At 72.5% G+C, this 19,138-nt stretch carries 22 protein-coding genes; 9 read left to right on the forward strand and 13 right to left on the reverse strand.

Annotated elements, in window-relative coordinates:
- Positions 1 to 12: 12 nt before the first annotated feature.
- The 3 genes from mca to FBY23_RS08140 are packed head-to-tail and all read left to right on the forward strand — an operon-like array spanning position 13 to position 1,840.
- On the forward strand, positions 13 to 921 hold the full coding sequence (gene mca, locus FBY23_RS08130) for a mycothiol conjugate amidase Mca (RefSeq protein ID WP_222117769.1): 909 nt from the start codon (positions 13 to 15) through the stop codon (positions 919 to 921).
- 12 nt (positions 922 to 933) lie between these two features.
- Positions 934 to 1,188, forward strand: coding sequence for a hypothetical protein (locus tag FBY23_RS08135; RefSeq protein ID WP_141797688.1), 255 nt, complete (start codon positions 934 to 936; stop codon positions 1,186 to 1,188).
- 4 nt (positions 1,189 to 1,192) lie between these two features.
- Positions 1,193 to 1,840 carry a LysE family translocator gene (locus FBY23_RS08140; RefSeq protein ID WP_141797689.1) on the forward strand — a complete coding sequence of 216 codons (648 nt, stop codon included), beginning with the start codon at positions 1,193 to 1,195 and terminating at the stop codon, positions 1,838 to 1,840.
- 3 nt (positions 1,841 to 1,843) lie between these two features.
- Here FBY23_RS08140 and FBY23_RS08145 read toward each other — a convergent pair whose 3' ends face one another.
- Positions 1,844 to 2,437 carry a TetR/AcrR family transcriptional regulator gene (locus FBY23_RS08145; RefSeq protein ID WP_222117770.1) on the reverse strand — a complete coding sequence of 198 codons (594 nt, stop codon included), beginning with the start codon at positions 2,435 to 2,437 and terminating at the stop codon, positions 1,844 to 1,846.
- Between the two features lie 17 nt (positions 2,438 to 2,454).
- The gene (locus FBY23_RS08150) at positions 2,455 to 3,405 is read right to left on the reverse strand and encodes a diguanylate cyclase (RefSeq protein WP_186348223.1); all 951 of its coding nucleotides are present in this window, start codon (positions 3,403 to 3,405) and stop codon (positions 2,455 to 2,457) included.
- 59 nt (positions 3,406 to 3,464) lie between these two features.
- Here FBY23_RS08150 and FBY23_RS08155 point away from each other — a divergent pair, with 59 nt between their 5' ends.
- Together FBY23_RS08155 and FBY23_RS08160 are read left to right on the forward strand one after the other, a co-directional pair.
- Entirely contained in the window at positions 3,465 to 4,736 is a 1,272-nt protein-coding gene (locus FBY23_RS08155) for an oxygenase MpaB family protein (protein WP_141797690.1), read from the forward strand.
- 141 nt (positions 4,737 to 4,877) lie between these two features.
- Positions 4,878 to 5,870: a hypothetical protein gene (locus FBY23_RS08160; RefSeq protein WP_141797691.1), complete on the forward strand. Its 993-nt coding sequence runs from the start codon at positions 4,878 to 4,880 to the stop codon at positions 5,868 to 5,870.
- 26 nt (positions 5,871 to 5,896) lie between these two features.
- Here the strand turns inward: FBY23_RS08160 and FBY23_RS08165 are convergent, their stop codons facing one another.
- Entirely contained in the window at positions 5,897 to 6,406 is a 510-nt protein-coding gene (locus FBY23_RS08165) for a hypothetical protein (RefSeq protein ID WP_141797692.1), read from the reverse strand.
- Positions 6,403 to 6,609, reverse strand: coding sequence for a hypothetical protein (locus tag FBY23_RS08170; RefSeq protein ID WP_141797693.1), 207 nt, complete (start codon positions 6,607 to 6,609; stop codon positions 6,403 to 6,405). The genes FBY23_RS08165 and FBY23_RS08170 overlap by 4 nt, the downstream gene beginning before the upstream one ends.
- Positions 6,610 to 6,704: 95 nt before the next feature.
- Between FBY23_RS08170 and FBY23_RS08175 the strand changes: the two genes are divergently transcribed.
- Positions 6,705 to 7,088 (forward strand): MmcQ/YjbR family DNA-binding protein, encoded by a 384-nt coding sequence (locus FBY23_RS08175; RefSeq protein ID WP_141797694.1) that lies wholly within the window; start codon positions 6,705 to 6,707, stop codon positions 7,086 to 7,088.
- Here the strand turns inward: FBY23_RS08175 and FBY23_RS08180 are convergent.
- Both FBY23_RS08180 and FBY23_RS08185 read right to left on the reverse strand, forming a co-directional pair.
- On the reverse strand, positions 7,021 to 7,770 hold the full coding sequence (locus FBY23_RS08180) for a DUF4386 family protein (protein WP_141797695.1): 750 nt from the start codon (positions 7,768 to 7,770) through the stop codon (positions 7,021 to 7,023). The genes FBY23_RS08175 and FBY23_RS08180 overlap by 68 nt on opposite strands.
- A 142-nt stretch (positions 7,771 to 7,912) precedes the next feature.
- The gene (locus FBY23_RS08185; RefSeq protein WP_222117771.1) at positions 7,913 to 8,584 is read right to left on the reverse strand and encodes a PaaI family thioesterase; all 672 of its coding nucleotides are present in this window, start codon (positions 8,582 to 8,584) and stop codon (positions 7,913 to 7,915) included.
- A gap of 16 nt (positions 8,585 to 8,600) precedes the next feature.
- Here FBY23_RS08185 and FBY23_RS08190 point away from each other — a divergent pair, with 16 nt between their 5' ends.
- Entirely contained in the window at positions 8,601 to 9,377 is a 777-nt protein-coding gene (locus FBY23_RS08190) for an enoyl-CoA hydratase-related protein (protein ID WP_141797697.1), read from the forward strand.
- Here the strand turns inward: FBY23_RS08190 and FBY23_RS08195 are convergent.
- The 5 genes from FBY23_RS08195 to FBY23_RS08215 all read right to left on the reverse strand — a co-directional run bounded on the left by FBY23_RS08195 (position 9,374) and on the right by FBY23_RS08215 (position 16,067).
- Positions 9,374 to 10,267, reverse strand: a complete 894-nt coding sequence (locus FBY23_RS08195) for an alpha/beta hydrolase (RefSeq protein WP_141797698.1) — start codon at positions 10,265 to 10,267, stop codon at positions 9,374 to 9,376. The two genes, FBY23_RS08190 and FBY23_RS08195, sit on opposite strands and share 4 nt — an antisense overlap.
- 67 nt (positions 10,268 to 10,334) lie before the next feature.
- Positions 10,335 to 11,978, reverse strand: a complete 1,644-nt coding sequence (locus FBY23_RS08200) for an indolepyruvate oxidoreductase subunit beta family protein (protein WP_141797699.1) — start codon at positions 11,976 to 11,978, stop codon at positions 10,335 to 10,337.
- Positions 11,978 to 14,158, reverse strand: a complete 2,181-nt coding sequence (locus FBY23_RS08205) for an indolepyruvate ferredoxin oxidoreductase subunit alpha (protein WP_141797700.1) — start codon at positions 14,156 to 14,158, stop codon at positions 11,978 to 11,980. Before FBY23_RS08205 ends, FBY23_RS08200 begins: the two co-directional genes overlap by 1 nt.
- A 27-nt stretch (positions 14,159 to 14,185) precedes the next feature.
- Positions 14,186 to 14,956, reverse strand: coding sequence for a cyclase family protein (locus tag FBY23_RS08210; RefSeq protein WP_141797701.1), 771 nt, complete (start codon positions 14,954 to 14,956; stop codon positions 14,186 to 14,188).
- Between the two features lie 142 nt (positions 14,957 to 15,098).
- On the reverse strand, positions 15,099 to 16,067 hold the full coding sequence (locus FBY23_RS08215) for an AraC family transcriptional regulator (protein ID WP_141797702.1): 969 nt from the start codon (positions 16,065 to 16,067) through the stop codon (positions 15,099 to 15,101).
- Between the two features lie 154 nt (positions 16,068 to 16,221).
- Between FBY23_RS08215 and FBY23_RS08220 the strand changes: the two genes are divergently transcribed.
- Both FBY23_RS08220 and FBY23_RS08225 read left to right on the forward strand, forming a co-directional pair.
- Positions 16,222 to 16,677, forward strand: coding sequence for a flavin reductase family protein (locus FBY23_RS08220; RefSeq protein ID WP_160158191.1), 456 nt, complete (start codon positions 16,222 to 16,224; stop codon positions 16,675 to 16,677).
- 26 nt (positions 16,678 to 16,703) lie between these two features.
- On the forward strand, positions 16,704 to 17,804 hold the full coding sequence (locus FBY23_RS08225) for an LLM class flavin-dependent oxidoreductase (protein ID WP_141797704.1): 1,101 nt from the start codon (positions 16,704 to 16,706) through the stop codon (positions 17,802 to 17,804).
- Positions 17,805 to 17,838: 34 nt separating this feature from the next.
- Here the strand turns inward: FBY23_RS08225 and FBY23_RS08230 are convergent, their stop codons facing one another.
- Positions 17,839 to 18,654, reverse strand: a complete 816-nt coding sequence (locus FBY23_RS08230) for a PaaX family transcriptional regulator C-terminal domain-containing protein (protein WP_260805821.1) — start codon at positions 18,652 to 18,654, stop codon at positions 17,839 to 17,841.
- Positions 18,655 to 18,670: 16 nt separating this feature from the next.
- Complete coding sequence (locus tag FBY23_RS08235; RefSeq protein ID WP_174245191.1) at positions 18,671 to 19,123, reverse strand: thioesterase family protein; 453 nt, start codon at positions 19,121 to 19,123, stop codon at positions 18,671 to 18,673.
- Between the last annotated feature and the right edge of the window lie 15 nt (positions 19,124 to 19,138).

Consider the following 19,138-nt stretch of genomic DNA (forward strand, 5'->3'; position numbering starts at 1 on the left):
GGAATCCCTACGATGGTGCGCATGCCCTCCTCGCACGCGCCTGCCACCGACCGCTCCGGGCTGCGGTTGATGCACGTCCACGCCCACCCCGACGACGAGTCGAGCAAGGGCGCCGCGTCGACCGCGATGTACGCCGCCCAGGGCGCCGACGTCCGGGTCGTCACCTGCACGGGCGGCGAGCGCGGTTCGATCCTCAACCCGAAGATGGACCGCCCCGAGATCCTCGAGAACATCACCGAGGTGCGCCGCCAGGAGATGGAGCGGGCCCGCGACATCCTCGGGATCTCCCAGTCCTGGCTGGGATTCGTCGACTCGGGGTGGCCCGACGGCGACCCGAAGCCGCCGCTGCCCGAGGGCTGCTTCGGCCTGGTGCCGCTCGAGGAGGCGGCCGAGCGGCTGGTCCGGCAGATCCGTGAGTTCCGGCCCCACGTCGTGACGACGTACGACGAGCGCGGCGGCTACCCGCACCCCGACCACATCCGCTGCCACGAGGTGAGCGTCGCGGCCTTCGAGGCGGCCGGCGACCCCGAGCGGTTCCCCGACGCGGGGGAGCCGTGGCAGCCGTCGAAGCTCTACTACCACCACTCGTTCAACCGCCCGCGGATGCAGGCGCTGCACGACGCGATGCTCGCCCACGGGCTGGAGTCACCGTGGGAGGAGCGCCTCAAGGAGTGGAAGCCCGAGCCCGAGTGGGACGCCCGGATCACCACCCGGGTGCCGTGCGCCGACTACTTCGGCGTGCGCGACCAGGCGCTGCTCGCCCACGCCACGCAGATCGACCCCGACGGCTTCTGGTTCGCGATCCCGCGCGAGCTGCAGCAGGACGTCTGGCCGACCGAGGACTTCGAGCTCGTGGTGAGCCACGTCGCGTCGCCGACGCCGGAGGACGACCTCTTCGCAGGCGTCACTGGGGATGCCTGAGACACTGATCCCATGCATGCCGTCGTCGCCACCGTCGTCTCCGCCGTGGCCGCCAAGGACAAGCCGGTCGACCAGGACACCAACATCGTGGCCGGCTGGACGGCGTTCTGGATCTTCCTGCTGCTGATCGCCGCCGTCGTGGTGATCGGCTTCGCGCTGACCCGGAGCCTGCGGACCGCGGCCCGCGCCAAGGACGCCGGCGTCTACGGCGACGAGCCGGTCGTCGACGACTCCGACGACGCCGGCCCGGAGTCCCCGAGGGAGTGAACCGGTGATCGGCCTGGACCAGCTCCTCGGCTTCGGCCTCGCTGCGCTGATCCTGATCGTCATCCCCGGTCCGAGCGTGGTGTTCGTGGTCGGCCGGGCCGTTTCCTACGGCCAGCGGGTCGCCCTGGCCAGCGTCCTCGGCAACACGGTCGGGGTGCTGGTCGTCATGGTGCTGGTGTGCCTGGGGCTGGGCGCGGTGGTGGCCGAGTCCCAGCTGGTCTTCACCGGGATCAAGCTGGCCGGCGCGGCCTTCCTGGTCTGGCTGGGCGTCCAGGCCCTGCGCCATCGCCGCGAGATGCGGATGGGCGCGGACGAGGAGCGGGCGCCGGTGTCGCCGGGCCGAGCGCTGCGCCAGGGCGTCATGGTCGGCGTCAGCAACCCCAAGACCTTCATGATGTTCGCTGCGCTGCTGCCGCCGTTCGTCGACAGGTCGGGCGAGGGGGCGTCGGTGCCGGCGCAGATGCTGCTCCTCGGCTGCTTCGCGGTCGCGATCGGCCTGCTCTGCGACTCGGCCTGGGCCGTGGCCGCCGGCCGGGCCCGCGACTGGTTCGTCGCGTCGGAGAGGCGCGGCCGCGCGCTGGGTGCGATCGGCGGTACGTCGATGATCGGGCTCGGCGTGGGCATGGCGCTCACCGGTCACGGCGACAGGTAGCGCTCACGCCATCAGGTAGCCGCCCACCAGTGCCAGCACCTCGTCGAGCAGCTGCTCGCGGGTGACCGCGTCCGGCTGGTCCAGCACCCAGCGCATGGCGAGGTTCTCGATCGCGAGCACCACGACCCAGGCGGTGACCGCGGGGTTCGGCCGGGTGGTGGTGCCCGGCCGGGCGGCGAGGTACGTCGTGACGAGCTCGCGCACGCGGCGCTCCAGCGCGGCCCGGCGCTCCCTGTTGCGTTGCACGGGCAGCTCCTCGGCCACCACGCGCAGCAGCTCCCGGTCGGCCTCCAGCGCGGTCAGCAGCGCGTCCGCGGTGTCGCGGACCATCGCCGGCCCGAACTCGCCGATCCGGTCGGCCAGCGAGGCGGCGACGCGGTCGGCGACCTCCTCCCAGTACCGGTCGATGACGACCTGCAGGATCGCGGCCTTGTCCGGGAAGTACTGGTAGAGCGAGCCGGGGCTCACGCCCGCGACGGTCGCGACCCGGTTGGTGCTGAAGGCGTCGTACCCGCGCTCGACGAGGACCGTCCGCCCGGCAGCGACGATCCGCTCGACCATCTCCCGGGACCGGGCCTGCTGGGGGGCCTTGCGCACGGGACGAGCGTAGGGCGTCAGGCGCTGCGGCTGGTGAGCAGGCGGCGCTTGGCGGCGTACATCTGGGCGTCGGCCTCCAGCAGCGCGTCCGGCAGCAGCCCGATGTCGGTGACCGCGGCTGTGCCGACGCTGGCGCGGCGACCGACCGCGGCGGCGAGCCGGGCGTGCAGGTCGTCGGGGGAGAGGCCGGGGGCGAGGACGGCGAACTCGTCGCCGCCGAGCCGGGCCACGACGTCGGTCTCGCGCAGGGCGGTGGACAGGGTGTTGGCGAGGCGGCGGATGAGCGCGTCGCCAGCGCTGTGGCCGTCGGAGTCGTTGACGACCTTGAGGCCGTCGAGGTCGACGAAGCCCACGGCGGCCTCGGTGCCGGGTGTCCAGCGGACCCGGGACTGCTCGAAGAAGCCGCGCCGGTTCCACAGCCCGGTGAGCTCGTCGGTGGAGGCGAGGTGGTGGGTGGCCTCGCGCAGGGCGACGGCGGAGGCGAGCTGGTCGTGGACCGCGAGCTTGTCGAGGGCGACGGACGTGGCGTTGGCCAGGCCCTGGAGCAGCGTGATCTCGGTGTCGGTGGCGGTGCGGTCCTCGGCCCAGTAGGCGCCGATCGCGGCGATCGGGTCCAGGGAGCGCACCGGCATCATCACCAGGCTCCGGACGAACGTCGGCCGGTAGGCCTCGTGCGGGATCCGGTCGTCGAGGTAGATGTCGGGGATCACGACGTGCTGCTTGTTGAGCATGGCCCAGCCGCTGATGCAGGCCTCCAGCGGGAACCGGTGGCCCTTCCACAGCGGGGCGATCGCGTCCTCGTCGGCATAGAAGCACTGCCCGCCGTCGCGCAGCACGAAGGTCGCGCCGTCGCAGTCGGCGAGCTCACGGGCGGCGGTCCGCACGACCTGCTGGACCCCCGGCAGGTCGGGGGCCATCGACAGCTCCTGTACGGCGAGCAGCAGGCGGTCCAGCTGGGCGGGCTCCATGGCGTCATCCTTCCATTCGCGAGTTGAATGCGAGCAAACACTCGCGTCAGGATGGAGGCATGAGCACCGACGTGGCCCCGGCGGCCGAGGACTCCCTCCCACAGCCCTTCCCGTCCCGCTTCCGCGCCGGCGGCGAGCGCAACCGGCGCCTGGGCCGCCCGCTCAAGGTGGTCGGGCGGGTGCGCGGGGTGGACGAGGCGCTGCTCGACCGGATCGGCCGGGCCATGTTCGAGCGCGACGAGCTCGGCGCGGCCCTCGCGGACGCGATCCGGTTGCGAGGGGACGCTCCCGGACGGGTGCGGATGGACCAGTTCCGCCGGGCGCTCGAGGGCGGCCTGGCCGCCGTACCCGATGCGCCGCCGGCGCTCGTCGACTTCCTCTCCGAGCTCGAGCGCGACCCGGAGTGGCTCGACCGCGACCTCGTTGAGGAGGGCGCCCGGGTCTTCCGGCGGCTCGGGCAGAACGCCCAGGACGTGCTGCTCCAGCTCTCCCTCGTCGGTGGCTACCGGTTCGGCGGCCCCACCGACCTCCTCGTCGCCACCGGCGGGCTGACCGGCGAGCAGACCCTGCGCCGCCTCGCCGAGACCCAGAAGTGGGGTGCGAGCCTCACCGACCCGCTGTCCCTCCTCCCACCGCGCGACGGGCAGGCGCCCGGCGAGGGCTGGCGGCTGACCGTCCACGTCCGGCTGATGCACGCCCTGGTCAACCACGCCTTCGAGGACAGCTGGGACACCTCGCAGTGGGGGCTCCCGATCAACCAGGCCGACCAGGCCTCGACCCTCGGGCTGTTCGACGGGGTGCTGATCATCGGGTCCCGGGCGCTCGGCGTACCGATCTCGTCGTCGGAGTCCCGGGCGCTGATGCACCTGTGGAAGTACGTCGGCTGGCTGATGGGCGTGCACCCCGACTTCCTCGTCGACGACGAGTGGGAGCGGCACCGGATCGACTACCACGTGCTGCTCGCCCAGGGGCCGCTCACCGAGGCCGGGCCGCAGCTCGCGCAGGCCGTGGTCGAGGCGCAGGTGCTGCGTCGCTATCCCGGGTGGCCGGCGGTGCTGCAGGGCGCGCGTGCCCGCTACGAACGAGAGCGCCTGCTCTCGATGCTGACCGTCTTCCTCGGCCCCGAGAGCATGCGCGAGCTCGGCCTGCCGATGCGGCCGCCGTGGGCGCACGCGTACCTCGTCGCGCTCAACACCGCGCGCTACCGGGTGCTCAAGCGGCTGCCCGGCGGACCGGACCGCCTTGCCCGGTGGGGTGGGCGGCGGGCGCAGTGGCTGCTCGACAGCTACTTCCAGGGGGATGCGGAGGACGTCGGCGAGCTCAGGGCGTGATCGCGGCCGGGTCGCCTCGTCGTCATCCTCGACGTCCGGATTCGCTTGCGCGACCGGCGGTGACGGGCGAGGCTGAGCGGTCTGGGGGTGACATCGGTCGCGGTCCGCCGCGATGCTCCCTCCAACCCTCAGGACGTCCCCATGAAACTCCGCTCCCTGCGGACGGCGGCCGCCGGCCTCGCCGTCCTCGTCGTCTCTGCCCTGCTCGGCGCCGCGCCCGCTACGGCTGCCGGCGAGGGCACACTCGTCGTCAACGTCGTCGACCAGTACGGCCGGCCCACCGTCGGGGTCCTGATGGTCCGCGGCGTCGACGGCGCTCAGTACTACGACGGCCCGGGCGGCAGCGGGTTCGCCGCCACGAGCTCTCACACACTGTCCGTCCCGGCGGGTGACTTCGCGTTCCAGCACGTCGCACCCTGGGCCGGTCTCGACTGTCGGGGGATGTCGCCGTGCTCGCTGCTGACCCCGCCGGTGACCTACGAGGCCGCGACGACCGTCAGTGCGAGTGCGACCACGACCTACACCCTGCACGTCGAGGTCCCGACCGTCGTCGGCACCGGGAACAACGGGGCCACGCTCTCAGTCCAGCCGTCAGAAGGGTTCGCGGCCCTGCAGGCGGCTCTTGCCTACTCGCCCTTCGGGAGCGGTCTCGCGACCTACCAGTGGACACGGGGCGGCGCGGACATCCAGGGAGCGACCGCGTCGTCCTACACGACCGGACCCGCGGACGGGGGTCAATCCGTGGCGGCGCGCCTGATCCCCTCGCAGGGTCAGATCCTGTTGTTGTCCTCGTTGGGCGGACAGGTCGTTCCTCTCCTCACGAACTCCATCGTGGTCGACCGGATCGTGCCCGGTGCCACGACCACGAAGGTCAAGGTGCCGAAGAGGTTCGGTGCCGACGAGAAGGTCAGCCTGAAGGCGGAGGTGCGAGCCGCCGCGGGGGTCCCCGACGGCTACGTCCGGATCAGGATCGGCCGGTTCAAGACCCAGAAGGCGCTGATCGGCGGAAAGGTGCTGGTGACCCTGCCCCGCTTGAAGGCGGGCATCTACCGTCTGCGGGTCACCTACCTGGGGTCGACCTACTTCTCCGGATCCAGGGTGAAGAAGACCAAGGTCGTCGTCCGCCGCTCGTAGTGCGCCAGAGCGGACGGGGCGGTCGGTCAGCCGTTGGCGGCCGGCTCGCCGGTGTCGCGGACCAGGTAGACCCAGGGGAAGGCGCGGCAGCCGACCTGCCAGCCGTCCTTCTCGTAGCGCCCCAGGCCGCCGGTCCACACGACCCGCTTGTGCTCCCACTGCGTCGCGGTGCGGACCATGTGGTGCCGCAGCAGGCCGGCACCGGTGGTGCGCCAGCCGAGGCGGCCGGCGAGCTCGAGCTCCTGCATCTCGTCGAAGGCGGTGACCGGGCCGAGCCAGCGCTCCTCGGGGTCGTCGGCCCCGGGAGCGGCGGGCTCGCGGCCGAAGCGCTGCTGCGCGGCCTGCCGGGTCAGGCCGAGGGTGCCGCCGATGGCCGACCAGCTGTGCCCGCCCGCGCGGGCGGCGTTGACCGCCTGCTGGAGGAGGTCGGCGGTGACCAGGTCCGCGTCCGCCGTACGACGGACCAGGGCGAGCTGGTCCTGCGCGTCGGCGCCGTTCAGGATCGCGTGGCCGATCGCCTCGGCGAGGTCGCTCACCGCTGGTCCTCGTCGCGGCTGGGCAGCCACATGCCGTCGTCGCCCTTCCGCTTGCGCAGGCGCGCGGAGAGCGTGAGGACGCCGAGGAGGATGAGCGCGACGCCGGCTCCCTGGCAGAACCCGCGCGGCAGCCCGTCGAGGGGGAGGGCGGCCATGGTCAGCGCGATGCCGAGCACGATCCGGACGAGAGACTTGTCGGGCATGTGTCAACAATCTCTTGACATCGGTGGAATGTCAACCTTGCGTTGACGTCCGTGGTGGGGTGCCGGGTGTCGGCGCCGTGTGGGAGATTCCTGTCGTGGCTCGCCCGACCCGTCCCGACGTCCCCGGTGCCTACGTCGCCCGGCTCCGTGCGATCTTCGCGCGGCTGCCGCAGTGCCGCGAGGAGGACGCCTGGGTGGGCGTGCGCTGGCGCGTCGAGGGGACCACGGCGACGGTCGCGCACGTGTTCGGCGGGGAGGACCAGCTGTTCCGGGTCATGTTCCGCGCCGAGCCGGAGGAGGTGATGGCCTTCCAGCACCTCGGGGCGCCGTACTTCAAGGCGGACTGGGGCGGCAACGTCGTCGGCCTGCTCGTCGACGACGACACCGACTGGGTCGAGCTCGGCGAGCTGCTCACCGACTCGTTCTGCCTGCAGGCGCCCCAGCGCCTGGTCGACCAGGTCGACCGGCCCGGGGCCTAGCCGTGTCGCGTGTGCGCACCAGCCGCAGGCCGGTCGCGAGCAGCCACACGATCCAGGCGAGATAGCCGGGCATCCCCACGAACAGGAGGGGCGAGCCGTCCGCGATGGCGAGGCTGGCCGACCCGGCGACGAGCAGCAGGCCCCCGCCGGCGATGCCGAGCAGGCGCTGCCACGACGGCGTCAGCCCGCTCGCGTGCGCCGCCAGCGCGGCGCCGAGGAGGGTGGTGCCGAGCGCCGGAAGCGCCAGCGCGAACGCCGCAGCGTGGAGCTGCCAGGCGAGCTCGAACAGCGGGCTCGGCTCGCCGAGCCCGCCCGCGGAGAGCACGACGCCGTTCCACAGGACGGCGTAGAGCGCGAGGACCGCCGTGAGGGTCGCGCCGGCGGCCACGGCGAGGCGCGACCAGTCCGCGCCCGCACCCCCGCGGCGCTGGACGAGCCCGTGGAGCCCGGTCACGAATCCCAACAGCAGTGGCAGGTTCAGCGCCTCCAGGCCGACCGCGAACGCGACCGTGCCCCGGTGCTCCGCGTGGAAGGCGAGGACGTCCTCGATCGGGTCCCCGTAGCCCGGTGCCCCGACCCAGACCAGCACGACGTTCTGGACCACCAACGACGCTGCCAACGCGATCGCTGTCGCGGCGACGACCCGCTCTCGGGGTCCTCCGTGCGGGGTAGGCCTCGTCATCGGTCGCTCCTTCGTCGCGGTCGGATCATCTGCGACTCCACCATCGGTGACGCCGACGCCGGGCGGATCAGCCTCGTGGCCCGCACTCGACCGGCCGAAGGAACGGTCCTCGGCTCGTGCTTTCGGCTGATCGGCGAGCTGTTCAGCCCTCGGCCGAGCGGGACCAGCCCTCCTCGGTCTCGTCGATCGGCGCCCAGCTCGGGATGAGGAACAGGCCGGTGGCCTCGACCGCGGCGTCCTGGCCGGGTACGGCGATCTGTGCCTCGACGGTGATCTTGCGGCCCTCCTCGTGGGCGATCCGGGCCTCCATCCGGACCGGGCCGAGCGGCAGCGGGCGCCGGTAGCGCAGGGTCAGCGTGCCGGTCATCGTGAGCCGCCGGAACCCGCTCGCCGTCTCACCCATGATCTGGTCGAGCATCAGCGCGGACATGCCGCCGTGCACCATCCCCGGAGGCCCCTCGTACGCCGCCCCCAGGGTCATCTCGGCGTGGGCGTTGCCGAAGCCGTCGTGGACGATGTCGACCGGCGGTGCGACCGCGTTGCCGCGCCCGACGACGGCGTTGCCCCAGTTCCAGCTGCGCCCCGCGGAGTTGTAGCGGACCCCCGCGGAGCCGGGCAGCTGCTGGCGGCGCAGGCGGGCGGCGAGGGCCGCGACCTCGGCCTGCACCGCGGCCAGCTCGTCGTCGGCGACGGTGCTGCGGATGGTCGCGTCGACCAGGTCGCGCACCGCGTCGGCGAGACCGGAGACGGCCTTCTCGCGACGGTCGACCTCGTCGGTCGGGATCTCGTCGTGGATGAACATCTCCATGGTCATCCCTAGATTGTCGTGCATGAGTGACCGCGCTCCCGATGCCGCCCCCGCCGTCCAGACCATCCGCGTCGAGCGCACCCTGGTGATCGGGCTCGACCGGCCGGCCAAGCGCAACGCCATCAACGGCGCGGTGACCCGCGGGCTCGACGAGGCGCTGAACCTGCTCGAGGACGACGACGACCTGTGGTGCGGCGTACTCACCGGCGGGCCGTCGGTGTTCTCGGCCGGCGCCGACCTCGCCGAGGGACCCGGCGAGCCGACCGAGCGCGGCGGCATCGCCGGGATCATGTCGCGCACGCGCCCCAAGCCGCTGGTGGCCGCGGTCGAGGGGTACGCGCTCGGCGGCGGCCTCGAGCTGGTGCTGTGCTGCGACCTGGTCGTGGCCTCGCGTACGGCGAGCTTCGGCTTCCCCGAGGTCAAGCGCGGCCTGATGCCCGACTTCGGCGGCGTCTTCCGTGCTCCCCGCGTGCTGCCGGCCAATGTCGCCCGGGAGATGCTGCTGACCGGCGAGCCGATCGGTGCCGAGCGCGCGGAGCGGCTCGGGTTCGTCAACCGCCTGGTCGAGCCCGGTACGACGCTCGACGTCGCCCTCGGTCTCGCCGCCACCATCAGCGGCAACGCCCCGCTCGCCGTCCGCGCCGCCCTGGCGCTGGCGCACGACGAGATCAACGGCGACGAGACGGCCAGCTGGGACGCGAGCCACGCCGCGCACGCCCGGCTGCTGGCGTCCGCGGACGTCGCCGAGGGGATCGGCGCCTTCTTCGAGCGGCGCGAGCCGCGCTGGACCGGGCGTTAGGGAAGCGCGCTCCGCAGCCAGCCGCCCAGCTCGCGGACGACCTCGGTCGCCTCGCGGACCATGCCGGCGTACAGGTGCGTGACGTGCCAGTGCCCCTCGAGCCGGTGGTAGGTGACCTCGGCGCCCGCCGCCCGCGCGGCCGCTACGAACCGCTCGACGTCGTCCACGAACAGTTCGTCGCTCGCGGCCTGCACGAACAGGGGCGGCAGGGCCGCCAGGTCCGCGGGATCCGCGAGGAGGGGCGAGACCTCGGGGTGCTCACGGTGGCGGCCGGCGTACGACCTCGCGCCGAGCTCCAGCCAGTCGCGGGTGAGCAGCGGGTCGTCGATGTGCTCGGCGAGGCCGTCGAGGCGGGCGTCGACCCACGGTGAGATGAGGCCGAGCGCCGCGGGGAGGGGTACGCCGACCGAGCGCGCCCGCAGCGCGAGGGCCAGCGCGAGCCCGCCGCCGGCCGAGTCGCCGGCGACCACGACCCGCTCCGACGGCAGGCCGCGCTCGAGCAGGGCGCAGTAGGCGGCGAGGGCGTCGTCGACGGCCGCCGGGTAGGGGTGCTCGGGCGCGAGCCGGTAGTCGAGGACGTGCGCGACCGCACCGGTGGCGTCGGCCAGGTGGGCGGCCGCGGCGCGGTGGGTGGTCGGGGAGCCGACGACGTACGCGCCGCCGTGCAGGTAGAGCAGCGCGTGGTCGGGGTTGCTCGCCGCGGTCTCGATCCGGTCGGCCGGGACGCCGCCGAGGGTGGTGCGCACGGTCGTCGTACCTGTGGGCAGGAGCGGGAACCTCATCAGGGCGTCGATCACCTGCCGCTGCCGCGCGGGGGCCAGGCGGGTGCCGAGAACCGGACGGACGATGTGGCGGGTGAGCAGCCGGGCGGCTCGGATCGGGACCTGCATGCCCGCATCCAAGCAGCACCTGGTGGCGGCGCCGGGACGACCCCGTGACGGCGCCGCCGCCGCACCGTCACGAGATGGCCGCGACCGGCTCCTGCTCGGCGGTGACTGTGAGGAGAGCCTGCTCCAGAGCGGTGCCGTCCTCGTCGGCCAGCGCCGCCGAGCGGAGCCGGACGAGCGTGGCCGCGGCGTCGGTCCGGCCGACCAGGCCGTCGGCGGCCGCCATCAGGCGGTCGAAGCTCTCGAGGCTGTGGTGGTGCGTCTCGCCGTACCCCTTGAGCACGCGTTGGCACTCGACGATCTCGCAGGCCAGGTCGTAGTCGATCGGCGCGACCGCGAGGGCGCGGTCGAGCCAGGCCTCGATCGCGGCCTGCTCGCGGGCGAAGCGCAGCGAGCGCGGACGGATCGGACGGAGCATGGCCATCGCCCACAGCAGGGTGAAGCCGATGATGCCGGTCGTGTTGACGACCATCCCGTTGCGGGTCAGCCGGCCGACGACGGTGCCGAACCACCTCGAGCGCGCGACCCACCGCCCGAGCCGGGTCGGCAGCGTGTCGGCGATCTCCTCGACCTGCGGGTGGAGGTACTCCCGCACGTTCATCAGCTGCCCCGCAGCGGCCTTGGCCTCCGCGCGGACGCCCTCGATCCGGCGGCGGCGGATCTTCTGCTGCGCGACCTGGATGGTGTCCTGGTAGCACATCCACAGGGCGACGTGGCGTGCTCCCTCGGTCGTCAGGCGGGCGCCGTCGCCGGTCTCCACGTCGGCGAGCCGGGCGACGCGGTCGAGATACCGGTCCGTGTAGGCGGTGTTCTGGAAGACCGCCGTCCGGACGGCGCCGTGCAGGAGCATCGACCGGGCCGGCGCCGGGAACTGGGCGGCGATCCGTTCCGCCTGGGCCTGCAGGCGTGGCCCGACGAGCGAGGCCGGGGCCGCCGCCGCGACCTCCTCGCGGCGCCGTTCGGCCGCGGCGGCCGCCTCCTCCGCGGGGTCGACCGGCCGCTTGCCGATCGTGATCGCGACCGGACCGCTGCCCGCGGGAGCCGCGGTGATCGGCTGCGGCGCCGGGCGCTGCGCGGCCTCCTCCCCGAGCGCGAAGGCGGCCAGCGACGCGTCCACGCCCTTGCCCGCCGCGCGGATGGCGTCCTCGAAGGTCTCGCGGGCGAAGGGCAGTGCGCCCGAGCCGGCCAGCGCGCCGAACAGCGCGGCGCTGATGACGCTGTGCGCGTCCAGCGCGAGCTGCATGAAGTCCGCGCCGATGAACCTCCGGGCCCCTGCGTGTGCGGCCTCGAGCAGGGCGTTGCTGTCGACGCGGCCGTCGCCGAGGGCGAGCTTCTCGTCCATCGAGTAGACGCGGTTGGTGGACGCGATCAGCGTCGTGCGGTCAGGGGTGCAGAACCCGCGCTGGATCGAGCGCCCGGCCTCCATCAGCTCGGAGGCGATGACGACGTCGACCTCTCCGGGGGTGGGGAAGAGGGAGAGCACCGGCTCGCGCCGTACGTCGTCCTCGTGCGGCTCCCCGCCCGGGAACATCTCGACGTAGTAGACCGTCGCCCCGGTGCGCTGCGCGACTCCGGCGACGGAGGTGGTCTGGGCGTGGTAGCCCGACCTCTCGCCGACGTCGACGATCCAGTCGGCGAGCACGCCGCCGCCCTCACCGCCCATGGCCAGGATCGCGATCGTGAGGGGCCTGCGGCCCTCGTTCCAGCTGGACATCAGATCACCTCGAGGACTTCGTAGCGGGCTGCCCGGCGCTCCACTCCGGCGGAGAGGAGGCCGATCCAGCCCTTGCGCAGCAGGGCGAGCGCCCTGTCGCGCCGGTTCGGGTTGTGGACCAGGTCGCTGCGGTAGAAGGACGGGCACAGCGACGCGGCGTGGGCATTGGCGCCGCACACGCCGCAGCCGACGCAGGAGTCGAGGACCGTCGCGACCGGGTCGGTGCGCATCGGGTCGGGGTTCGCCTTGATGCTGAGCGACGGGCAGCCGGAGACCCGGATGCACGCGTGGTCGCCCGTGCACGTGTCCGCATCGACACCGAAGCGCTCCTTGACGACCCGCTTGCCCTCCTTCATCGCCTTCGCGCGCACCGGCTTCTCGCGGCGCTGCTTGTTGAGCATGCACTCGCTCTGCGCGACCACGACCTTCGGCCCGGCGGTCCGGGTGGTCAGCGCTTTGACGAAGAGGTCGCGCAGCTTGCCGATCTGGTAGGTGTCGCTCACCGTGCGTGCCCAGGTGACGCCGACGCCACGCACGGCCTTCTCGATCGGGTGCTTCGTCGAGCGGAGCACGTTGTCGGCCTTCGACGACAAGACGTCCTGGCCGCCGGTCGCCGCACTGTAGGCGTTGTCGACGACCAGCAGCAACTGGTCGCTCTGGTTGAACACCGCGTTGCCGACGCCGCTGGTCAGTCCGTTGTGCCAGAAGCCACCGTCGCCCATGACGGCGACCGTGCGGCGGTCGGCGTCCTTCGAGTTGAGCGCGGCCGCGCCGGCGGACCCGAGGCCGTAGCCCATCGTGGTGGCGCCGAGGTTGAACGGCTCGTTGATGGCGAAGAGGTGACAGCCGATGTCGGCGCTGACGTGGTGCTTCTTCCCCGTCTCCTTCTCCGCGAGCTTGAGTGCGGAGAAGATCGGCCGCTCGGGGCAGCCGGTGCACAGGCCGGGCGGGCGCGTGCGGACCACGGACTTGTCGACCCGCGGGGCGAACGGGCTGCTCGGGTCGGACTCGGGCAGGAGCAGGGACGGGCTGCCCTGGGCGGCGCCCGGCGCGTACCGGCTCAGGAACGCGTGCACCCCCCGGGTGACCGCGGTGGCGGTGTACTCCCCGCCGACCGGCAGCAGGTCCTTGCCGTGCAGTGCCACCGAGGACCCGGCGCGCCGCAGGATCGCGTTGAGGTTCTGCTCGATGTAGTCCGGTTGGCCCTCCTCGACCAGGAGCACGGCCCGCTTGCCCTGGCAGAACTCGAGGATCTCGCTGTCGACGACCGGGTAGGTCACGTTCATGACGTACGTCGGTACCTGCGTGTTGCCGAAGGTGTCCGAGCAGCCGAGCAGCTCCATCGCTCGGTTCAGCGTGTTGTAGACACCGCCCTGCACGATGATGCCGATGTCGTCGTTCGGGCCGCCCTCGCCGAGGACCTCGTTGAGGCCGCGGCTGCGGATGTAGTCGACGGCGGCCGGCCAACGGTCCTCGAGCTTCTCCTTCTCGTGCAGGAAGCTCGCCGGGGGCAGCACGATCCGGTCGAGCTGCCGGGAGGGATTCTCGACGGCGTCCTTGACGGTCATGGGGGGACGGACGTTGTCCTTGGCCGTGAAGCTGCCGTAGAGGTGGCACGAGCGCAGCCGCAGCTGCAGCATCACCGGGGTGTTGCTGGCCTCGGAGAGCTCGAAGCCGGCCTCGACGGCGTTGACGATCGCCTCGATGTTGGGCCGCGGGTCGAGCAGCCACATCTGGGACTTCATGGCGAAGGCGTGCGAGCGCTCCTGCATGATGCTGGAGCCCTCGCCGTAGTCCTCGCCGACGATGATCAGCGCGCCCCCGCGTACGCCGCCGCTGGCCAGGTTGGCCAGCGCGTCGGACGCGACGTTGGTGCCGACGGTGGACTTGAAGGTGATCGCACCGCGCAGGGGGTAGTTGACCGACGCGGCGAGCATCGCGGCGGCGGTGGCCTCGGAGGCGCTGTTCTCGAAGTAGACGTCGAGCTCGTCGAGGATCTCGTGCGCGTCCCCGAGCACGTCCATCAAGTGGGAGATGGGCGCACCCTGGTAGCCGCCGACGTAGGCGACGCCGGACTGGAGGAGGGCCTTGGTCACCGCGAGGATGCCCTCGCCGGAGAACCGGCTGCCCTCTCCCATGCGCAGCTTCTTCACCTCGTGGGCGAACGACCGCTCGGCCATGGTGGTCCTTCCTGCGGGTCGGGATGGTCAGGCGGGGACGATCGCGAGGACGCGGGCCGGCGAGCCGGTGCCTCCGACGATCGGCAACGGCGAGGCGATGATGACGGCGCCGCTCGCCGGCAGCCGGTCGAGGTTCTGCAGCTGGGTGAGCCCGAACTTGTTGGCGCCGAGCAGGAAGTGGTGCACCGGGAACGGCGGCTCCATGCCGCCGGCCTGCCCGGCGTCGACGCCGACGGTCTCGACGGCGAAGCCGGTGATCGCCGATCGAGAGAGCCACTCGGCGGCGGCGGGGGAGACGCCCGGGGTGTGGGGCCCGGTCTCGTCGGCGTTGGCGAAGGCGGCGGCGTCGGTGTTGAACCGGCTCCAGCCGGTGCGGAACACCAACCACGCCCCCTCGGGGATCGGGCCGTTGTTGGCGACGTGCTTCTCCAGGTGCTCGGGCTCGAGCAGGAAGTCGGGGTTCTCGGCCGCCTCGGAGGTGAAGTCGAGGACGACGGCCGGGCCGACCAGGCGGCTCGGCGGGATGGTGTCGACGGAGTAGCCCTCCCGCCCGGTCGCCCAGTGCACCGGAGCGTCGAGATGGGTGCCGGTGTGCTCGCCGGTGTGGATGTTGTTCCAGCCCCAGGCCGGGCCCGCGTCGTCGAAGTCGGAGACGACTTCGAGCGAGAGCGGGATGGTGTTCGCGAAGGGCGCGGGGAGCTCGAGGATCGGGGTGTCGGGCGAGAGCGGGGCGGTGAGGTCGACGATCTCGACCTCGCCCGAGGCGAGGCCGGCGAGCAGGGCGTCAACGGCAGTCATGGCGGCAACCTTTCGGAGGGCGTGAGCGTGATCACACGCGGTTGTCGCAGGACGCTAGGCGCTGGGGGGGCGCGTATCTATCCGCAAAACGCGTAGGTCAGCCGGAAAGCGCTGACATCGGCTCGCAGCGCCCGTGGCGCGGTCAGCGGTTGCGCTGCAGGGTCTCGCTCGGCGTCTCCCCGAACGCCGCGCGGTAGTCGCCGGAGAGTCGCCCGAGGTGGGTGATGCCCCAGCGGGTGGCGGCGGCCGTGACCGACTGCGCCGTGCCGTCGGAGAGGGCCTGACGCACCCGTTCGAGCCGTGCCTGGCGCACGTAGGCCATCGGCGTGGTGTCGAGGTGGAGCTTGAAGCCCGCCTGGAGGGCGCGGATCGAGACGCCGACCGCCTCGGCGATGTCGAGCGTGCCGAGCGGCTCGGCGCAGTGCTCCTCGATGAGTCGGGCCGCCTGCCGGACGATCCGGTCGGGCGTCGCCCGCTCGGCGGCGTCGTCGGGGGCGGCAGCGAGCGAGACGATCAGGCCGTCGACGACCGCCACCTGCAGCGCGGCGGCGGTCAGGGGAGAGGCGGACAGGCCGTCCTCGCGCTCCAGGTCGGTCATCACCATGTCCACCAGCCCGCGCCAGCTCCGGCCGGCGCCACGCGTGAGGTCGAAGCCGGCACCGGACTGCTGGGGGACGACGAGGCCGCCCGCCGCGGCGACGTCCAGCCGCTCGCGCAACAGGTCCGGCGTGATCCGGACCATCAGACGCGGGTTGCCGGCCGAGTAGCGCATCCGCACCGGTTCGTCGGGGCCGGTGATGGCGGCCCGGCGCGGACTGGCGGTGACCGTGCCCGCGCCGGTGACGATGTGGCTCAGGCCGCCGAGCGGGATCTGGATGAGGTGGAAGTCGAGCCGGTCGGCCCGCACCTCCACCTCGGTGCCGTAGTCGATGTAGTGGAAGCTCAGCCGCTGCAGCTCCACGGCGTTGTGGAGTGCCCGGAAGCCCTCGACCTCGCGCAGCGGAGTGAGCACGTGCGGTGCGAGCGACGCGGCGACGGAGGCCCGGGCGTCGTCGACGTTGGTCGTGCGCAGCACGCCGTGCGAGCCGAGAGGGGTTGAGACCCGGGCCATGGCTCCTCCTGCGCCGTCGAATGATGCATTCTAGCAACGAACGTGCGAGATCTGACATGTCTGCGCTGAATGGACAGTCGCCGCCGTCAGTGGATAGCGGGGCCCCGGTGCCCGGACCCACGATTCTGGCATGACTTGTGTGACACCGGCCACAGTGGACGTGACACCCTCCGCGCTGCGGGGCCAGCTCGCCCGGTGGCCCACGGGCGTCGCCGTCGTCACCGCCCTCGGTGCCGAGGGACCGGTGGGCAAGACCGTCAACAGCTTCCACGCCACCTCGCTGGAGCCGGCGCTGGTCGGCTGGTGCATCGACCACCGCTCGAGCCAGCTCGACGAGTGGCTGGCCGCCGACGGCTACGTCGTCCACGTGGCCGCTGCCGACCAGACGGACCTCGTCACCCGCTTCGCGACCTCGGCGTCCGACCGGTTCGCCGGCCTGGACTGGACGCCGGGGCTCGACGGCATGCCGGTCCTCCCGGTCGACGTCCCGCTGCGACTCGAGTGCCGCGTCGCGCACCGGTTCGCGGTGGGTGACCACACCTACCTCATCGGCGAGGTCGTCGCGATGACGGCGGCCGCCGACGCCGTACCCATGACCCTCCAGCGCTGACCCGTCCACCCACCCCAGGAGAAACCATGAGCATCCCGATCCTCGACAACGACCACTTCCGCCTCGGCCTGTTCTCGTCCAACTGCTCCGGCGGCCTCGCCGTGACCACGATCCCCGAGCGGTGGTCGGCGTCGTGGGAGGACAACCTGCGGCTCGCCCGGGTCGCCGACGAGACCGGGATCGACTTCATGCTCCCGATCGCGCGCTGGATCGGCTACGGCGGCGACACCAACTTCCACGAGGGCGTGCTCGAGCCGATCCCGTGGGCCACCGCGATCCTGGCCCACACCGAGCGGCTCAACGTCTTCGCGACGGTCCACACCGCGTTCAACCACCCGGCCGTCGTCGCCAAGCAGCTCGCGACGATCGACCAGATGGCGCCGGGCCGCGTCGGCGTCAACGTCGTCGCGGGATGGAACCAGCCGGAGTACGTCGCGATGGGCGCCGACCTGCCGCAGGACCACGACTCGCGCTACCAGCTGGCGCAGGAGTGGATCGACGTGATGAACACGCTGTGGAGCAGGGACGGCCGGTACGACATCAAGGGCCGCTTCTGGAACCTCGAGGGCATCGAGTCGCTGCCCAAGCCCGCGGCGGGCCGGCTCCCCATCCTCAACGCCGGCTCGTCCGCGCAGGGCAAGGCGTACGCCGCCCGCAACGCCGACTTCGTCTTCACGATCGTCGGCGGTCCCGAGGACGGGGCGGGCGTCGTGACCGAGCTGCAGGCCAACTCCGCGGCCCTCGGGCGCAAGGCCGGTGTCCTCACGCCGACGCACGTCGTGTGCCGCCCGACCCGCAAGGAGGCCGAGGAGTACCTCCACTACTACGCGGTCGAGAACGCCGACTGGGACGCCGTCGACAACCTCATGCGTCTGCAGGGCCTGCACGCGCAGTCGTTCTCGAAGGAGCTCCTCGAGAACTTCCGTGGCCGCTTCGCCGCCGGCCACGGCACCTGCCCGCTGATCGGCTCGCCCGACGACGTCGCCGACGAGATCGAGCGCTTCGCGAAGGCCGGGTTCGGTGGCATCACCATGGCCTTCGTGGACTACGTCGGCGAGCTCGAGTACTTCGCCGAGGAGGTCATGCCGCGCCTGGTCAAGAAGGGCCTGCGGCCCGAGGCCCTCTGACCCGTCGCGAGCCCGCACCGGCCCCAGCCCTGGTTCAGGGCTGGGGCCAGTGCGTCTTCGCGTGCTTGAGCGCCGGCTTCTCCAGCGCGGCGACGAGCTGCTCGAAGAGCCGGGTCGCCTCGGGGGCCGACCATTTCGGGTCGAGCACCTCACTGGGCAGGCCGGGGTCGCGGAAGGGCAGCTTGCGCCAGGTGTCGACGAGGGTGAGGTACGCCGCGAACGCCGCGGCTCCCCGCAGCCCGCGGAGCTCGTCGACCCGCGGCCCGTAGGCGCCGACGAAGTCGCGATAGCCCTGGTCGATCGCGTCGAGGTCCCACGAGCCGTAGAGCAGGTCGGTGAGGTCCTGCGGCCCGTGGTAGCCGCCGACGAAGATCGCCGCGTGCTCGGCGAGGTCCAGCTCGGCGACGGCCCGCTCGGCGGCGTCGCGCATGCGGGCCGGGGCGATCCACAGCGCGGTGCCGGCGTTGCCGAACCCGAGGTGGGCCAGGTGGGCCCTCAGCTGGTGGCGCTGGGCCCGCTTCGACTCCGGCACGCCGAAGTGCACGATGCACCAGCCGTCGGCGAGGTCCGCGGGACGACGGGCGTGCCAGATCACCTCGTCGCCGGCGGCGAGCGTCGCGTCGGCCTCGCTGGTCAGGGAGTAGCCGCGCACGCCGTCCTGGGAGACCGAGTCGAGCCAGCCGTTCTTCTTCAGCCGGAAGACGGCCGTGCGGACGCCGGGCGCGTCGATTCCGACCTCGGCGAGCAGGTCGACGGCTCCCGCGATCGGCATCCACCCACCCAGCGGGCGCACCACTGCGCCGAGGAACGTCACGACGGTGGTGCGGGACTGCGGTGCCTTGCTGCTCACGGACGGCATTCTGCCCTCAGGCACGGAGATCCGTGGTGAGCGCCGCGACCCACTCGGCGGGCCAGGGCAGGCTCCTGCGGGAGCCGTCGTCGGCGGTCGCGGCCACCTGGCCGGTGCCCATGTGCACGGTGACGTAGCGGCCGCGCGCCGCCCGCGTGCGCGGCCGGCCCTCGAACTCCTCGCCCCAGACCTCGAACTCCCAGGTCATCGACGAGCTCCCGATCGCGGCGAGCGACACCGTCGCGGTCGCCTCCTGCCCGAAGAACAGGGGAGCCAGGAAGTCCGCCTCGAAGCGGACCCGTGGCGCGCTGGCGAAGTACCCGCCGAGGCCGCGCTCGCGCATGAGCGTGGCCTCGGCGGCCTCGACGAACCGCGTCACCGTGCTGTTGTGGTAGATCCCGGACGCGTCGGTGTCGATCCACTCGACACGCGTGCGGAAGTGGCCGCAGGCCAGTGATGAGTCGTCCATGGAGGCCATCGTGGT

Origin of the sequence: Nocardioides sp. SLBN-35, from assembly GCF_006715725.1 — a bacterium.
Taxonomy (GTDB): Bacteria; Actinomycetota; Actinomycetes; order Propionibacteriales; family Nocardioidaceae; genus Nocardioides.

What these genes read in the sequence shown, in the direction of transcription:
- mca (WP_222117769.1), top strand. Translation starts at nt 13, where the DNA reads ATGGTGCGCATGCCCTCCTCGCACGCGCCTGCCACCGACCGCTCCGGG.
- FBY23_RS08135 (WP_141797688.1), top strand. Translation starts at nt 934, where the DNA reads ATGCATGCCGTCGTCGCCACCGTCGTCTCCGCCGTGGCCGCCAAGGAC.
- FBY23_RS08150 (WP_186348223.1), bottom strand. Translation starts at nt 3,405, where the DNA reads ATGGAGCCCGCCCAGCTGGACCGCCTGCTGCTCGCCGTACAGGAGCTG.
- FBY23_RS08155 (WP_141797690.1), top strand. Translation starts at nt 3,465, where the DNA reads ATGAGCACCGACGTGGCCCCGGCGGCCGAGGACTCCCTCCCACAGCCC.
- FBY23_RS08160 (WP_141797691.1), top strand. Translation starts at nt 4,878, where the DNA reads ATGAAACTCCGCTCCCTGCGGACGGCGGCCGCCGGCCTCGCCGTCCTC.
- FBY23_RS08170 (WP_141797693.1), bottom strand. Translation starts at nt 6,609, where the DNA reads ATGCCCGACAAGTCTCTCGTCCGGATCGTGCTCGGCATCGCGCTGACC.
- FBY23_RS08180 (WP_141797695.1), bottom strand. Translation starts at nt 7,770, where the DNA reads ATGACGAGGCCTACCCCGCACGGAGGACCCCGAGAGCGGGTCGTCGCC.
- FBY23_RS08185 (WP_222117771.1), bottom strand. Translation starts at nt 8,584, where the DNA reads ATGACCATGGAGATGTTCATCCACGACGAGATCCCGACCGACGAGGTC.
- FBY23_RS08190 (WP_141797697.1), top strand. Translation starts at nt 8,601, where the DNA reads ATGAGTGACCGCGCTCCCGATGCCGCCCCCGCCGTCCAGACCATCCGC.
- FBY23_RS08195 (WP_141797698.1), bottom strand. Translation starts at nt 10,267, where the DNA reads ATGCAGGTCCCGATCCGAGCCGCCCGGCTGCTCACCCGCCACATCGTC.
- FBY23_RS08200 (WP_141797699.1), bottom strand. Translation starts at nt 11,978, where the DNA reads ATGTCCAGCTGGAACGAGGGCCGCAGGCCCCTCACGATCGCGATCCTG.
- FBY23_RS08205 (WP_141797700.1), bottom strand. Translation starts at nt 14,158, where the DNA reads ATGGCCGAGCGGTCGTTCGCCCACGAGGTGAAGAAGCTGCGCATGGGA.
- FBY23_RS08210 (WP_141797701.1), bottom strand. Translation starts at nt 14,956, where the DNA reads ATGACTGCCGTTGACGCCCTGCTCGCCGGCCTCGCCTCGGGCGAGGTC.
- FBY23_RS08215 (WP_141797702.1), bottom strand. Translation starts at nt 16,067, where the DNA reads ATGGCCCGGGTCTCAACCCCTCTCGGCTCGCACGGCGTGCTGCGCACG.
- FBY23_RS08225 (WP_141797704.1), top strand. Translation starts at nt 16,704, where the DNA reads ATGAGCATCCCGATCCTCGACAACGACCACTTCCGCCTCGGCCTGTTC.
- FBY23_RS08235 (WP_174245191.1), bottom strand. Translation starts at nt 19,123, where the DNA reads ATGGACGACTCATCACTGGCCTGCGGCCACTTCCGCACGCGTGTCGAG.